The sequence below is a fragment of the Streptococcus sp. KHUD_012 genome, from assembly GCF_052588255.1.
Genome location: NZ_CP159355.1, coordinates 637,475 through 653,199, shown reverse-complemented (window position 1 = coordinate 653,199; position 15,725 = coordinate 637,475). Strand labels below are relative to the sequence as shown.

At 44.1% G+C, this 15,725-nt stretch carries 9 protein-coding genes; 4 read left to right on the top strand and 5 right to left on the bottom strand.

Annotated elements, in window-relative coordinates; translation table 11 throughout:
• The 4 genes from ABVF55_RS03130 to hutG all read left to right on the top strand — a co-directional run bounded on the left by ABVF55_RS03130 (nt 1) and on the right by hutG (nt 4,776).
• Entirely contained in the window at nt 1-579 is a 579-nt protein-coding gene (locus ABVF55_RS03130; protein ID WP_003013270.1) for a HutD/Ves family protein, read from the top strand.
• A gap of 21 nt (nt 580-600) precedes the next feature.
• A complete protein-coding gene (locus ABVF55_RS03125; protein WP_003005025.1) occupies nt 601-1,944 on the top strand; it encodes an APC family permease in 1,344 nt (447 codons plus the stop codon).
• 215 nt (nt 1,945-2,159) lie between these two features.
• Nucleotides 2,160-3,701 carry a histidine ammonia-lyase gene (gene hutH / locus ABVF55_RS03120; protein ID WP_003008651.1) on the top strand — a complete coding sequence of 514 codons (1,542 nt, stop codon included), beginning with the start codon at nt 2,160-2,162 and terminating at the stop codon, nt 3,699-3,701.
• A gap of 82 nt (nt 3,702-3,783) precedes the next feature.
• Nucleotides 3,784-4,776, top strand: coding sequence for a formimidoylglutamase (gene hutG, locus ABVF55_RS03115; RefSeq protein WP_024054987.1), 993 nt, complete (start codon nt 3,784-3,786; stop codon nt 4,774-4,776).
• A gap of 125 nt (nt 4,777-4,901) precedes the next feature.
• Here the strand turns inward: hutG and ABVF55_RS03110 are convergent, their stop codons facing one another.
• The 5 genes from ABVF55_RS03110 to ABVF55_RS03090 form a co-directional block, all read right to left on the bottom strand.
• The gene (locus tag ABVF55_RS03110) at nt 4,902-7,838 is read right to left on the bottom strand and encodes an AAA family ATPase (protein ID WP_445285523.1); all 2,937 of its coding nucleotides are present in this window, start codon (nt 7,836-7,838) and stop codon (nt 4,902-4,904) included.
• Between the two features lie 132 nt (nt 7,839-7,970).
• Complete coding sequence (gene metF / locus ABVF55_RS03105; RefSeq protein WP_445285522.1) at nt 7,971-8,846, bottom strand: methylenetetrahydrofolate reductase [NAD(P)H]; 876 nt, start codon at nt 8,844-8,846, stop codon at nt 7,971-7,973.
• A 113-nt stretch (nt 8,847-8,959) separates the two neighbouring features.
• Nucleotides 8,960-11,209 (bottom strand): 5-methyltetrahydropteroyltriglutamate--homocysteine S-methyltransferase, encoded by a 2,250-nt coding sequence (gene metE / locus ABVF55_RS03100; RefSeq protein ID WP_049497962.1) that lies wholly within the window; start codon nt 11,207-11,209, stop codon nt 8,960-8,962.
• Between the two features lie 578 nt (nt 11,210-11,787).
• Nucleotides 11,788-13,395 (bottom strand): alpha-glucosidase, encoded by a 1,608-nt coding sequence (locus tag ABVF55_RS03095; protein ID WP_445285521.1) that lies wholly within the window; start codon nt 13,393-13,395, stop codon nt 11,788-11,790.
• Between the two features lie 68 nt (nt 13,396-13,463).
• The gene (locus ABVF55_RS03090) at nt 13,464-15,695 is read right to left on the bottom strand and encodes a glycoside hydrolase family 31 protein (RefSeq protein ID WP_251458382.1); all 2,232 of its coding nucleotides are present in this window, start codon (nt 15,693-15,695) and stop codon (nt 13,464-13,466) included.
• Nucleotides 15,696-15,725 lie beyond the last annotated feature (30 nt).

The following is a 15,725-nucleotide window of genomic DNA, read 5'->3' as shown; positions in this document are numbered from 1 at the left end:
ATGGTGACTCTCCTTCATCTTACCCCCGCAGATTATCAAATTTCTACCTGGTCCGGTGGCCAAACCACCCAACTCTTTCTCTCCCCAGAGGGAGGAAGCTATCCAGATCGGACCTTTGACTTCCGCCTCTCTACTGCAACGGTAGAGGTTGAAAAAAGTAACTTTACCGATCTCACGGGCTACCACCGAATCTTGATGCCCTTGAATGCCTCCATTAGGCTCACCCATCACCATAAAGAAGTGGTTTTGAACCCCTTTCAAAGCTACTTCTTTGATGGGGGAGATCCTGTATCTAGCCAAGGGACTTGTCAAGACTTTAATTTGATTTACAAACCTTCTTATCAGGGGCATATGAGTGCTATATCCCCAAAAGAGAGTGTCAAAAGTCAGAGTCGCTATCAATTGATCTACGCTCTCTGTCCACTAACACTCGAATGGGGAACCAATCATTCTCAAACTCTCCAAACTCACGAGCTCCTGGTGATCGAACAAGCATCTCCTCTTCAAGAGATGACAATCACGTTTTTACCCCATCAGTCTGGGGAGCAACCGATTGCTATCTGGACTGGACTACAATAATGTTCACAAAGGAGAAACATTATGAACGGAGCACATAAACAGTCAATTGAGGAACAAGAAAAAGCGAAATTCAGCTTTAGCGGTGCCACTCTTTACGGTATCAACGCCGTAATCGGATCTGGTATCTTCCTCCTCCCTCAAAAAATTTATTCTGGCCTCGGACCAGCTTCTCTAGCTGTCATGTTCGGGGTTGCCATTCTCGTCATGCTACTATCAGCCTGTCTGGCTGAAACAGCTGGCTACTTCGACAAAAACGGTGGAGCCATGCAATACTCAAAAGCCGCTTTCGGAGACTTCGTTGGCTTTAACGTTGGGATTCTCGGTTGGGCCGTTACTGTTATCGCTTGGGCTGCCATGTTAGCCGGCTTTGCTAAGATCTTCATCATCACCTTCCCAGCATTTGAAGGCTACAACCTTCCGATCAGTATCGGTATGCTGATTCTCTTGAGTCTGATGAACATTGCCGGTCTGAAAACCTCTAAGATGTTTACTCTGACAGCTACTGTTGCAAAATTAATTCCAATTGTCCTCTTCTCACTCTTTGCCATCTTCTTCATTTCCGGTGGCGTGAGCAAAGGCAACTTCACACCTTTCCTTCAATTGGAAAGTGGAACAAACCTCTTCAGTTCTATTTCTAGTACAGCCGTCTACATCTTCTACGGTTTCATCGGATTTGAAACCATGTCTATCGTTGCAGGGGAAATGCGCAACCCTGAAAAGAATGTTCCCCGCGCTATTCTAGGTTCTATTAGTATTGTATCTGTTCTCTACATGTTGATCATCGCTGGAACAATCGCCATGCTTGGTGGTCGCATTATGCAAACTGGTGCACCAGTACAAGACGCATTTGTCGAAATGATTGGCCCTATCGGAGCTCCACTCGTTTCTTACGGAGCCCTCATTTCAATCGCCGGTCTAAACATCGGTGAATCCATCATGGTCCCTCGTTTTGGTGCCGCATTAGCAACTGAAAAACTCTTGCCAGAAGGGCTTGGAAAAACAAACTCTAAGAATGCCCCTGTCATTGCCATTATCATTTCTGGTATCTTCGCCTTCTTACTCTTGTTATCTGGCTCTTTCGAAACATTAGCAACCTTCAGTGTTGTCTTCCGTTTCTTCCAATACATTCCAACTGCTTTGGCAGCCATCAAACTCAGAAAAATGTACCCAGACAAAAAGGTTACCTTCCGAGTACCATTTGGTCCCGTTATCCCAGTTCTAGCCGTTGTGATCAGTATCTTGATGATTGCAGGGGACAACATGATGAACTTTGTTTGGGGTGCCATCGGTCTCGTGATCGCAAGTGGACTCTACTTTGTTTTCCACGGTGATAAACTACATAAATCGAAAACCCTTCCTCACTAATTTTCTTTACACAGTAGATGGGAACAGAGACGGGAGCGAAGCTCGGTTTTGCTCCCTAACCCATCTAGGACTCCACGAATATCAAACCTGAGCCCTTTTCTCTATGACTCTTTTCAATTCTTTAGATCAATAGACAATGGGCCCATGTTTGGTATTCAAACCGAAGTAAACAACACTACTTCCACAGAACAACTATTCATAATCGGAGGTTTTATATGACTCAATTGATTCATTTAGATGGTAATAGCTTAACACTCGAAGAAGTCATCGCTGTAGCTCGGCACGGTGCCCAATGTGAGCTTGATGAACAAGCCAAAGAAGCCGTTATCGCATCCCGTAAAATCGTTGATGACATTGTCCGGGAAAAACGAGTCGTCTATGGTGTAACCACTGGCTTTGGTTCCCTCTGTAATGTCAGCATCTCTCCAGAAGATACTGTTCAACTGCAAGAAAACCTGATTCGAACTCACTCATCTGGCTTCGGTGATCCACTTCCTGAAGATGCCGTTCGTGCCATCATGCTGATCCGTATTAACTCACTATTGAAAGGTTATTCTGGCATTCGTCTATCAACCGTTGAAAAACTGTTAGAATTGCTCAACAAAGGAGTCACTCCTTATATCCCTGAAAAAGGCTCTCTCGGAGCTTCTGGAGACTTAGCACCACTTGCTCATATGGTTTTACCAATGTTGGGTCTTGGACGCGCCTACTACAAAGGAGAACTTCTCAGTGGTCAAGAAGCCTTAGATCGTGCTGGAATTGAAAAGATCCAATTGGCTGCCAAAGAAGGGCTTGCCTTGATCAACGGTACAACCGTCCTAACGGGTATCGGTGCTCTTGCGACTTATGATGGTATCCAATTGCTCAAACTCTCTGATATCGCTGGTGCTCTCTCAATGGAAGTTCACAATGGAATTACCAGTCCATTCGAAGAAGACCTTCATTCCATCCGCCCACAAAGTGGACAATTGGCAACTGCTCGAAATATCCGTAACCTTCTTGAAGGAAGCAAGAATACCACTGTTGCGACTCAACAACGGGTACAAGATCCTTATACACTTCGCTGTATCCCTCAAATACATGGAGCCAGCAAGGATTCTATTGCTTACGTAAAAGAAAAAGTTGAAATCGAAATCAACTCTGTCACAGATAACCCAATCATTACCAAAGAAGGACACGTCATCTCAGGAGGTAACTTCCACGGTGAACCAATGGCGCAACCATTTGACTTCTTAGGCATTGCCCTTTCTGAAATTGGGAACGTATCTGAACGTCGGGTGGAACGCTTGGTCAACAGCCAACTCAGTAAATTACCATCCTTCTTGGTCAAACACCCTGGACTCAACTCAGGCTTCATGATTACCCAGTATGCTTGTGCATCCCTTGCATCGGAAAATAAAATTTTAGCTCACCCTGCTAGTGTCGATTCTATTCCATCTTGCGAAAACCAAGAAGATTTCGTCAGCATGGGAACGACTGCCGCTCGTAAAGCAGCAGAAATTCTTAAAAACTCACGTCGCATCGTTGCTACTGAAATCATGGCAGCTTGCCAAGCCTTGGATCTCAAACCAGAAAATCATGAACTTGGTAAAGGTACAAAACCAGCTTATGAGCTGATTCGTCAAAAACTGAACTTCATTGAATTTGACAAAGATATCGAAATCTTTGAAGAACTTAATAAAGCATCTGCTGTTGTCGAAAGCGAAGAATTCTTAGCAACCATCGAAAAAGCAGTTGACTTAAGCATTCAATACTGATACAGTAAGGATAAAGCAAAACAGAGGCTGGCGATCTTCTCAGCCTCTGCCTGCTTTCAGAAAAATAAGGGAGGCGACAAGCTTGCTCACAAACTACTATCCAATGACCTATAGCTACTACCAAGGTAGTATCGAGGACAATCCCTACACGGCCAAATGGGGAATGGTCACCAAATTTTTAGACCTAAACGACGAGACCCTCACTCCATTTGAGGGGATGACCTTTGGGATCATCGGCTTTAAGAGCGACAAAGGAGTCTATATCAACAATGGGCGCGTGGGAGCGGTCGAGGGCCCTACAGCCATCCGTTCTCAAATCGCCAAACTTCCATGGCACTGGGGAACCAATGTAACGGTGTATGATGTGGGAAATATTGACGGGCCTAACCATTCACTAGAAGAACTCCAAGAAAGTCTCTCACAAGCGATCCAGCGCATGTACCAATTAGGGATCCAACCCATTGTCCTAGGAGGCGGTCACGGAACTGCTTACGGCCACTATCTAGGGATTCAATCCAGTTTAGAAAAAGATGAACAACTGGCTGTGATCAATCTGGATGCCCACTTTGATTTGCGACCTTACGACCAAACCGGTCCCAATTCTGGAACAGGTTTTCGTCAAATGGCTGATCATGCTAAAGAAAAAGGTCAGGACTTCCCTTACCTCATCCTGGGGATCCAAGAGCACAATAATAACCTCTTCCTCTTTAATTACGTTGCTAAAACACCAAGCATTGATTTTTTAACTGGGCAAGATCTCTTCCAGATGAGCCACCAAGCCATTCTGGATCGAATCGATCAATTTTTAGAAAATCAAACCGCGATCTATCTGTCTATTGATATGGATTGCTTTGCGGTCGGCTCTGCTCCTGGTGTTAGTGCCATCCAATCACTTGGTGTCGATCCTAAACTAGCCCTCCTACTTCTCCAACACATTGCTGCCAGTGGCAAACTAATCGGATTTGATGTCGTGGAAGTTTCTCCTCCTCATGACATTGACAACCATACTTCAAACCTTGCTGCGACCTTTATCTTTTACTTGACCCAAATATTGGCGCAACAAAAACTGAACTAAGAAGATTTCTACACACATAAAAAGCATAGAAACACCCATTGCTTGGGTATTTCTATGCTTTTTTCATTTTCGCCTGAAAGGAGGCATGGCCTCTTAGCCTTCTCTTATGATTTAGATAAGAGACACTACAGGTCTTTTAATTTCTTAAGAAACTGACGATCTCTGTATGGATTCAAGTGTTGCTCTGCCACCTTTTTGTAGTAATTTTTATCTTCTTTTAAGAAGGTGCTCAGGGCAGGAGCGAGCTCTATTCCTTTCTCCTTTTGATCAGATAAGTAAGCTAATAGATAATGAACCATCCCCTTATCCCGTGAATTGGCAGATTGTTTCATCGTCCTTTCTTTTCGAGCCAGATAAGCCGCAACCTTCTCCTGATCCCCTTGCTGGCAAGCAATTAAAGATTGGTAAAATTCGAGCAACTCTTCCTTCCAAGGGAAGCGAACACTGGACAAAATCTTCTGAGCTTTGTCAAAACAACGGCGAGCTTGGATCAAATCTCCCTTCCAATAATAGGCGATCCCAAGATCAATATCAAAGACGACACGGACGGAATCAACAGCCTGATCTCCCACCAAACGCAGAACCTCTTCTAAGTGGGTGACAGCTACTTGGAAATGGCCTCTCACTTGCTCGATTTCAGCGAGGTAGGCCAAAGAAGCCGCAATTTGAATGGCATACTTGGCCTGCATGCTATTGGTCAAACTAAAGCAATCAATGGAGCGATACAGATGCCGGGTCGCCTGCTCCTCATCCCCAACCATCAGGTGATACAAGCCCTTCAAACGCAACTGAATCGCGATGACCTCATGATTATTAGCTTGGATGGCATCTTCCAAAGCTAAATCTGTATAATAGGCCATCTCAGAGATATTTTCCGTTTGAATGCAATAATAAATGATTTGCCGATAACCCTCTAAGAGGAAGTCTGACTGTTTGAGTTCCCGCGCATAGGAGATGACTTTTTGGATATCATGAATCCCCTTTTGATACTCCCCACTTCGAATAAAATAGCGACCTTCTAGGTACAAGTAACGCAGTTGTAAATGCTTGTATTCTCTATCTCTTTGGTGCCTTGAAAAGAGATTATCTAATTCTTGGCGTATACGGGATAGCTCTCCAAAAATGTCTAAACGGCTATTTGTACCATCTGATAGGAACCCCTCATCTACCTTGGAATAAATCGGAAACAGTTCATGCTCCAGCTGAAGGATTTCTTCTAAATAGGTCAACTCAAACGATAAGGAACGCAAAAGATTTTGGGATCGCTTATATTGGTAGGCAATTTCCTTATAAAGAAGAAGGTCCGTCGAATCTTCTAAGCTTTCTTCCAATTTTTGCGCAATTTGTTGGTGGAAGAGCCGCCGTCTAGCTGGCGAAAGAAGATGGTAAAAGTACATGGCTACCAATTGCTTGCAGAATTGAACCATAAGAGACTCTCCTTCTTCTACGATTGAGACGATCGCTCTTTCAGATAAAGGCTCGATTAATTCTGTCAAAACAGGAAGCTCTGTAGCCGTCAATTCTGCCAAGATAGACAGAGAAATTGGCTTATGAAAACAAGATAGGTAGTGTAGAAGAGCCTCTTCCTCACTGCTCATATCCCCAAGTTCCTGAGAAAGATAAGCTTGAATGATATCAGGCAAGGGTTCTAAATTTTCATTTTCTTTCCACTCTTCGATATAGCTGGACAGCAAGAACGGACTGCCTTCACTCCATTCGACCATCTGCTCCATCACTGCCGGCTCTATTGCCCCCAGTTCCCCTTTCAAGAGAGCACGACTTTCACTTGGGGCAAAATTGGTCAACTCTAGTTGAGACAGCCTTTTCTCTACCTTCAAGCTCCCCAAGAAGTTGACGAAGGAAGCTGGCAGAGGCTCTTCAGCTGTAAAAATTAGTTGCCATTTCTCCTGGTTTCTTCTCTCCTCTAGTTGTTTCACTTTTTCTAGAGAAACTGCATCGATCCACTGGGCATTTTCAAGCAGAATCAGGAGCGGTTTTTCTTTGCTCAGGACCTGAAGCTGATTCCATACCGAAATGAGATCATCCTCCTCTTCCAGAAGGGAAATCCCCATCTCATCCCCCAGTTTCTCTAGCGCTTGTCTGAGATCATTCCAGCTGCTTTCTTCGTAGCGTTGACTAGTAGCTCTTCCTTCTACCTTAATAAAATTAAAACTGCGATTGGACATCAAGACCAACTGCCGTAAGAGACGTTTCTTGCCTGTTCCAGATTGCCCCATCACGAGAAAAGGACCTACCGCCTCACCCGTCTCGACTAAGGAAAGGTATTCCTCGAGTTGTGAGAGTTCTTGTTTGCGGCCAAAAAAGGAAAGTTCACGGATATTCAAGCGATTCGTCAGTTTATGAGTTCGTTTGGCTTCCAAAACGGAGTGATAAAGTCCCTCAATCGCTCGACTGGGACGCACACTGAGCTCGCGATCCAATAAATCGACAAGTTTATAATAGGTCTCGAAAAATTTTCCTAGCTGGTGATGGAAGCTATAATACTCCATCAAGAGCTGGTAGTTTTTCTCTTCAAATTCATCCAGTTCTACCAAATGATGGAGCAAGAGTTCTATACTAGGATCTCCGAAACCGACCTTTTTAATTTTTTGATAGCAGCTTTCGACGTAGAGCTTCCTATAAGCATCCCGTTTGCGAGAAGCCCACTGATCAAAGTCTTCATCATCCTTGACATAGAAGCCCTCTAAAAAGTCTCCCCGATAAAGATCCAAGGCACTTAGTGGATCTCTTTCAAAGAGCTGGACATCCAAAGAAAGACTCAAATCAGGATTAAGAGCCAAACTGCTCCGACTTGGAGAGACAATGATATCTCCCTCAAAGATTTTATTAGCTTGGTAAACCGTATTCCGTAAGTTTTTGCGGGCTACTTGGTTTTCCTTAGCTCCCCAAAGAATACCGGCGATTTCATCACGGTTGACCTGGCCCATAACTGCTAAGTAATAAAGTAAGGCCTCCATCTTCGAAAAAGAAAAACGAATATCTTTCTGATTGAAAACAACCTTAGGGGGTCCAAATAATTTCAGCTTGAGCTCTTTCTTCATTGCAAGCGCCTCCAAAAACTTCATATTAATACTATAAAAAAAAAGTTGGTTTTTAGCAAGTGATTGACCCGAATAAAAAGAGACTGAGAGCTATTCTTTCTCAATCTCTACACTTCCTACTAAAAGTGTTGATTAATTCACTTCAAAATTCGGTTGATGAGCAAATAAAGCCTTTGTTGCTTGGTAGACGTGGTAAGCGACATCTTCATTGTTCATGGTGTAAAGATGGACACCTGCCACATCTTGAGTAACCAAATCAACGATTTGATCGACTGCATAAGCTAAGCCAGCTGCGCGAAGAGATTCTGGATCATGCTCATACTTGTCTAAAATGGCTTTAAACTTCCGTGGGATATGAACATTTTCACAAGTTTTGAGGAGACGAAGGGCTTGGTTTCTGTTAAGAATCGGCATCACTCCTGCATGAATAGGAACATTGATCCCAGCTAAAGTACACTTATCTTGAAAATCATAGAAACGCTCATTGTCAAAGAAAAGTTGAGTGACCAAACTAGAGCATCCTGCATCTACCTTCTTTTTAAGATTTTGAATATCTGAAATTTGGTTGGGCGAATCCGGATGTCCCTCAGGATAGCAGGCACCAATTACCTCAAAATGGGGCGCTTCTGTTTTGATAAATTCAATCAGATCCGTTGCATAACGAAAGTCTTTTAGAGGTTCCACACCAGGGATAATATCCCCACGCAGAGCCAAGATCCGATGAACCCCGACTTCATCTAACTCATTAAGAGTATCCGCCACTTTTTCCTTGCTCAAATAGACTGCTGGCAAGTGAGCAATTGTCGGAATAGACAATTCATTTTGAATGTAATTGGCTAAAGCAACCGTCGTCTCTTTGATATTGTATTTATTATTGCTAGCGGTCACACTAATAAAGTGGGGAGCTAGCTCCTGCATATTTGCCAAGGCACGTAAGAGTTTGGCATTGCCTACTTCAGGATTTGGAGGAAAAACTTCAAATGACAGAGACGGTGTGTGTTGTGACATATTCTATCCTTTTCTTTTGTTTCTTTGATCAAGAACTCTGAGCCACTATTTCTAGGATAAGGGAACGATTCGAAAACCCTCTACACGATGATAGAAGGTCCTCGAAACATTTCTTACAAGTGTTCACGCGCTTCTTTAGCAGCATTAACGAGCTTGATCAAGCTTTCTTTTGTTTCTTTAATTCCGCGAGTCTTCAAACCACAGTCAGGGTTGATCCAAACTTTGCCACTTGGTACTTTAGCCAAGATTGCTTCGATGGTGTGATCAATTTCACCGTCTTGTGGGACACGTGGTGAGTGGATATCGTAAACCCCAGGTCCAACTTCTGTTTGGAAGTTTTTCGCTTTCAACTCATCCAAGATTTCAAGGTTTGAACGGCTTGCCTCAAATGAGATAACGTCTGCATCCAAGTTGTCGATAGCAGGGATGATATCTGTAAATTCTGAGTAACACATGTGAGTGTGGATTTGTGTATCTGGCGCTACAGTTGAGTGTACCAAACGGAAGGCTGGAATCGCCCAGTCAAGGTAGTCTTCATACCAGTCACTACGACGGAGTGGCAATTTTTCACGAAGAGCAGCCTCGTCGATTTGGATGATTTTCACGCCTGCAGCTTCAAGGTCAAGAACTTCATCCTTGATGGCAAGAGCGATTTGAAGAGTAGAATCCTTGATAGAGATGTCTTCACGTGGGAATGACCAGTTAAGAATGGTAACAGGTCCAGTCAACATACCTTTAACAGGTTTATCTGTACGGCTTTGTGCGTAGCTAGACCATTTCACAGTGATTGGGTTGAGACGAGTAACATCTCCCCAGATGATTGGTGGTTTCACCCCACGCATACCGTATGATTGTACCCAACCGTTTTTAGAGAAGAGGTAACCAGACAAGTTTTGACCGAAGTACTCAACCATGTCGTTCCGCTCGAATTCACCGTGTACAAGTACGTCAAATCCAACTTCTTCTTGCCATTTGATCCATTCGTCGATCGTTTCAGCAAGGAAGGCATCGTATTCTTCTTGTGTCAATTCACCCTTACGGAAGGCCAAACGTTTAGCACGTACTTCCTTGGTTTGAGGGAATGAACCGATGGTAGTTGTTGGAAGTGCTGGAAGCTTGAAGGCTTCTTTTTGGATTTCTTCACGTTCTGCGAAAGCTGGCAAACGAGTGTAGTCTGCTTCTGTCAAAGCTGCGATACGAGCATGAAGTTCAGCATTTGCTCCGACACGTTCAGTTGCAAAGAGTTCTTTGTTGGCAGCAAGAGCTTCTGCCCCTTGACCATTGCGGATGGCATCCAAGTCACGCAATTCACCCAATTTTTCAACCGCAAAGGCGAAATGGTTCAAAATAGCTGGTTCAAAATCTTCGTTAGCTGTTGTAAATGGCACATGAAGAAGAGAGCAAGAAGTCGTCAAGACAACCTTTTCAGCTGGAACTTGATCCAAGATTTCCAAGCTCTTTTCATAGTTGTTGCGCCAGATGTTTTTCCCATTCACAATACCAGCATAAAGGGTCTTATCAGCTGGGAAGCCACCTTTCACCAATTCAAGCGTTTTCTTCCCTTCAACAAAGTCAAGACCGATACCATCTACTGGCAAGTTTACAAGGTCATTGTAGACATCACGAACATCACCAAAGTAAGTTTGGATCAAGACTTCAAGACCTTTCTTGTCAGCCAAGAGTTTGTTGTAGAGGTTCAAGAAGAGAGCTTTTTCTTCAGCTGTCAAATCTTTAACAAGAGCTGGCTCATCGAGTTGAATACGAGTCGCACCAAGCTCAGCCAATTTAGCAAAGACTTCTTGGTAAGCAGCAACCAAGCTGTCTACGAAGTCTTCAGCTTTCACACCATCTTCAAAGTCAGATAATTGAAGGAAAGTGAATGGTCCAACCACTACTGGACGAGTGTTGATCCCCAATTCTTTGGCTTCTTGGTACTCATCAAAAATCTTGTGACCAGCCAATTTCACTTCTGTTGTTTTTTCAAATTTAGGAACGATGTAATGGTAGTTGGTGTTGAACCATTTTTTCATTGGAAGGGCACGGACATCCCCTTTTTCACCTTGGTAACCACGCGCCAAAGCGAAGTATTGTTCAAGGTCTGTCAAATCCAAGTTTTGAACAGATGCAGGCACGACGTTGAAAAGGAAGGCTGCATCAAGGAAATTGTCGTAGTGTGAGAAGTCATTTGAAGGAATCTCTGAGATGCCTTGTTCTTTAACAATGTTCCAGTGTTTAGCACGCAAGTCTTTAGCAGCTGCCAAGAGCTCGTCTGCTGAGATTTCTTTTCTAAAGTATTTTTCAGTTGTAAATTTTAATTCACGGAATTCACCCAAACGTGGGAAACCGATAATTGTAGTTGACATGTTGTGTCCTCCAAAAATTCTAATTGACACTATCATATCAGAAGATAGCCGTCTTGTATAATTGCTTTTACACGAATTTTGATATAGCCAAAAACTATAACACAGATTTAATGGGCCTTGAGAGCAGAAATCAAAAGCAAAAACTAGGACTTCTTATAAATATTTCCTATAGCCCAAGCGTCCCTGAACCATTTTTGAGCGGATTTCGCTAGAAGGACAGCCTCTAAAAAGCAAAGCAGGCCTTCTCTATTGAGAAAGACCTGTGCAAGCATAAACAAACTGCTTCTGTTTACAAATCTAAGAAATTCTATAAAAATGTATTCGTTAGAATGATTCTATCATCTACTGAAACTTTCCGCCGTGAGAAAAGTGCTAGAAACACTTGTTTCTAGCACTCGGGAGTTTTGAGACCATAGGCTCAAAACTAAGTCATGGAACTTCTTCGAAGTTCGCTGACGTCCGTACTCACCTAAGGAAAGTTTTTTTGATGATTTCGTCCTCATTCTGACAGGCCTTCTCTACTGAGAAAGACCTGCTTCTACGAGGAAGTAATTTCCCCTATTTTTTCATTTGCCTCATTAGGCTAATTTAACACAGAAGGCATCCCAAGGGGCCAACTTGCCTGATTCGAGGACTTGTTCTACCTTGGTATTGGCAATGAGAACCTCTTCAACCCCATTGACGAGCGGTAAGTCTTGCTCTTGACTGGAGAGATTGACAACCACCAGATAGGCTTGCTCTCCTTCTACCCGCTTGTAGGCAAAAACCTTGTCTGTTGCGTCCACCAATTCATAATCAGCGGTCACAAGCCAAGGGTACTCTTTTCTCAAAGCAATGAGGGCTTGGTAGGTATAGAAAATAGAGTCTGGATCTGCTAGGGCAGCCTCTACATTGATCTCTTTGTAGTTTGGGTTGACCGCAAGCCATGGACGACCTGTCGTAAAGCCAGCTTCTGCTTCATCATTCCACTGCATCGGTGTCCGGGCATTGTCCCGACCAATATGGCGGATTTGATCCATGATCACTTCGAGCGGAACCCCTTTTTCTAAGGCTTCATGAGCATAGTTGATCGACTCAATATCTTCTACGTCCTCAAGGCTCTTAAATGGAAAATTGGTCATCCCGATTTCTTCCCCTTGATAGATATAAGGAGTTCCCTTCATCAAGTGAAGCAGAATCGCTAAAGCCTTGGCAGATTTGACACGATAGTCCCCATCATCCCCCCAAGTTGACACAATCCGTGGCAAATCATGGTTGTTCCAAAAGAGGGAATTCCAGCCTTTCTCTTCTCCTAATTCCGTCTGCCACTTAGTGAAAATTTCCTTCAATTTAGGTACATCCAATTCCTTCGCATAGTGCCATTTTGGTTGACCCGGTTGGTATTGAAGACCAATGTGTTCAAATTGGAAGACCATGGACAATTCTTGATTTTTTGGATTGGAGTATTGCTTGGCAATCTCTGGAGTCGCTCCCCAGGTTTCTCCTACCGTGAGCAGATCCTTATCGCCAAAGGTCGCTTGATTCATTTCTTTCAAGTAAGGATGGAGCATGGGACCATTGCTGATGATTTCCTTATCTGGGATCTTACCGATCATATCGATCACATCCATACGAAAGCCACCAATTCCCTTGTCAATCCAGAAATTCATCATGTCATAGATCTGATGACGGAGCTCCTCATTTTCCCAGTTAAGGTCTGGTTGCTTCTTACTAAAGTTATGCAGGTAGTATTGACCTGAAGCTTCATCAAATTCCCAAGCAGAGCCACTAAAAGCAGACATAATGCCATTGGGCTCATCGCGCCAGATATAGAAATCCCGCTTTGGACTGTCTGGGTTTTCACGCGCCTCGATAAACCAAGCATGCTCATCAGAGGTATGGTTGACCACCAAGTCCATGATGATTTTGATCTTGCGTTTCTGACCTTCTGCGATCAATTCTTCCATATCTTCCATGGTACCAAAGATGGAGGCAATATCCTCGTAATCCGAGATGTCATAGCCGTTATCATCCATGGGACTCTTGTAGACTGGTGAGAGCCAGATGGCTGTGATCCCTAGCTTTTCCAGATAGTCTAGCTTGCTCGTGATCCCCTTGAGATCCCCGATGCCATCGCCATTACTATCCTTGAAACTTTTTGGATAAACTTGGTAAATTACGGCATTATGCCACCATTTTTGTTCCATTTTTTCTTCTCCTTTATGATTGTGAAATCACTTTCATCATACAAAAATAGGGGTGAAATTGCAAGAATTTACAAGTCTTCATTCTCTTCACTGGAATAAATCACTTCAAAGAGACGTTGGCGCAAGCCTTCCTCCAAAGGCGTGATGACCTTCATCAACTGTTTCCAATCCTTGGCTCTTGAACAGGCCGCAAATAATTCATTTTTCCTATCGTAGGCCAGGTTGGCAGATTTTAAGAGCTCAAACATCCGATCTTCTTTGGCAATCGGACGCGATTGCAGCTCACCCATCGCAATTTCCTGACTTTGATTGTCTACTAAAATAGGGGCTGTCTCAAAGGTATGGAGCAAGAAACGGTGCTGTCTCTTTTCAGGAAGCAAGGCTAGATCACCTGACAGATCCATCCTAATCTTTTTTTCATCCCAATCGACTGTTAGGCGGGTTTCAACCTTGCTAGCTCCTTCTCCTTCGACGAGTACGAAGGAACGATTGTCACCTGGGAAGAGATGCCAGTCCAGCATTTCTGGAAGGTCTACTCCTGTCTGTGGTTGTGCATCCATAGGGATGATGGCTCCTGCACGTGCAAAGACCGGAATATCCTGGCTGGTCCTAAAGACCGTAAGCTTGCCTCTTCCTTCATACTTCCAATCATGGAAGAAATCGTACCAAACGCCGTCTGGGAACCAAACGCTCACAGAAGCACTATGAAAGACAGGATCCAGCGCTTCGGTAATTGGTGCCACCATGAGTTCACTACCAAAGAAATATTGATTCTTCGCTTCATAAGCCTCTTCTTCATTTGGATAGTGGTAATAGAGGGGTTGAACCAAAGGTAGCCCTTCTTCGTGTGTCGCCACATTCATGGTGTAGAGATAAGGTAGTAGGCCATGGCGCAGGCGCAAATACTGCTTCATCAAGCGACAGGTCTCAGGCGAGTAAAACCACGGTTCCTTGCTGTTAAAGGCATTACAAGAACTATGAAGTCGATTAATCGGGCTAAAAACCCCAAACTGCAACCAACGAAGAGCCAAGTCTTCATCATAGTAGCCCCGCATATGGCCACCGATATCATGACTCCACCAGGTGTAGCCGATATTGGAAGCTGTACTGGTAAAATAGGGTTGAAAGGCTAGGGATTCCCAAGTCACAATAGTGTCCCCTGAAAAACCAATCGGATACCGATGGCTGCCAGGACCCCCATAACGCGATAAGATGAGACCAGCTTGGCCTTTTCGACAATTGTCTAGATAATGATAGTGATTTAACAACCAAAGGGGATCCATCTTGCCATGACTTCCCTGTTGCCAATCAATCCACCAAAAGTCGACTCCTTGATCTTCCAAAGGATGGTGGACATCTTCAAAATAAGCTTCGCGAAAAGCTGGACTATAAAAGTCAAAGCTAGCCGCTTCTTCTTTTTCTGCATCCAGTCCCAAGCGTTTTGCGACCATGGGATAAGCATCTTCGAAGGCGCGAATTCCATCTGCCGGATGGACATTTAAGGTCACCTTTAAACCACGCTCATGTAGGCCATTTAAGAAGGTAGCTGGATCAGGAATCAAATCCCGGTTCCAACTATAGCCCGTCCAACCACTTCCAAAGCGAGCAGGGATCGCTGTCTTGTGCCAGTCCATATCGATCACACTGACCGCAAGAGGCACCCCTTCTGCTTTGAATCGATCCATCAAATCTGTGTACTCCTGACTGGTATAAGGCCAATAGCGACTCCACCAGTTTCCCAGAGCATAACGTGGCAAGAGTGGGGGCTGTCCTGTCAGATGGTAAAAATCTTTTAAGGCACCTAGATAATCGCGCCCATAACCGAAGAAATACAGATCCACTTCTGGATAGGAGCGTGCTCTAAACCCGCTTTCGTCATCATACAAGTAGGAAGCGGAATCGTCTAATAGAGCATAACCAGCCTTGCTCAAGATTCCATCTTGCAACTCCATAGCCCCATCGACCTCGTCAAGTGTCCGACTGGTCCCCTTTAAGGTCTCCGGCTGATCTCCATAGTGCCACCGGCTCCCATAGACTGCATACTGACCCTTGAGTTCGATATAAAGTCGATCCGGTGCAAAAGGTCCTTTTTCAAAATGGAGGTGGAGATGCTCTGTATGAAGGTCGAGAACAGCTTCTGTCTCTACAACCTCACAGGCAACAGGTCCAAAATCTCGATTTTGTACAACTTGCGTCTGACCATCTTCAAAAACACCATCCTCTGAGTATTCCAAGCGCACCAAGGATTCCGTTAATACGGAGATCCGATAGTTTTCTCCCTTTATCACTGGTCCTGCCATTTGTCTGTCCTCCTCTTTTTATAGGGCATC

Excerpts from the sequence above, each read along its gene's own strand:
- ABVF55_RS03130 (WP_003013270.1), top strand. The coding sequence starts at position 1 with ATGGTGACTCTCCTTCATCTTACCCCCGCAGATTATCAAATTTCTACC.
- ABVF55_RS03125 (WP_003005025.1), top strand. The coding sequence starts at position 601 with ATGAACGGAGCACATAAACAGTCAATTGAGGAACAAGAAAAAGCGAAA.
- hutH (WP_003008651.1), top strand. The coding sequence starts at position 2,160 with ATGACTCAATTGATTCATTTAGATGGTAATAGCTTAACACTCGAAGAA.
- ABVF55_RS03110 (WP_445285523.1), bottom strand. The coding sequence starts at position 7,838 with ATGAAGAAAGAGCTCAAGCTGAAATTATTTGGACCCCCTAAGGTTGTT.
- metF (WP_445285522.1), bottom strand. The coding sequence starts at position 8,846 with ATGTCACAACACACACCGTCTCTGTCATTTGAAGTTTTTCCTCCAAAT.
- metE (WP_049497962.1), bottom strand. The coding sequence starts at position 11,209 with ATGTCAACTACAATTATCGGTTTCCCACGTTTGGGTGAATTCCGTGAA.
- ABVF55_RS03095 (WP_445285521.1), bottom strand. The coding sequence starts at position 13,395 with ATGGAACAAAAATGGTGGCATAATGCCGTAATTTACCAAGTTTATCCA.
- ABVF55_RS03090 (WP_251458382.1), bottom strand. The coding sequence starts at position 15,695 with ATGGCAGGACCAGTGATAAAGGGAGAAAACTATCGGATCTCCGTATTA.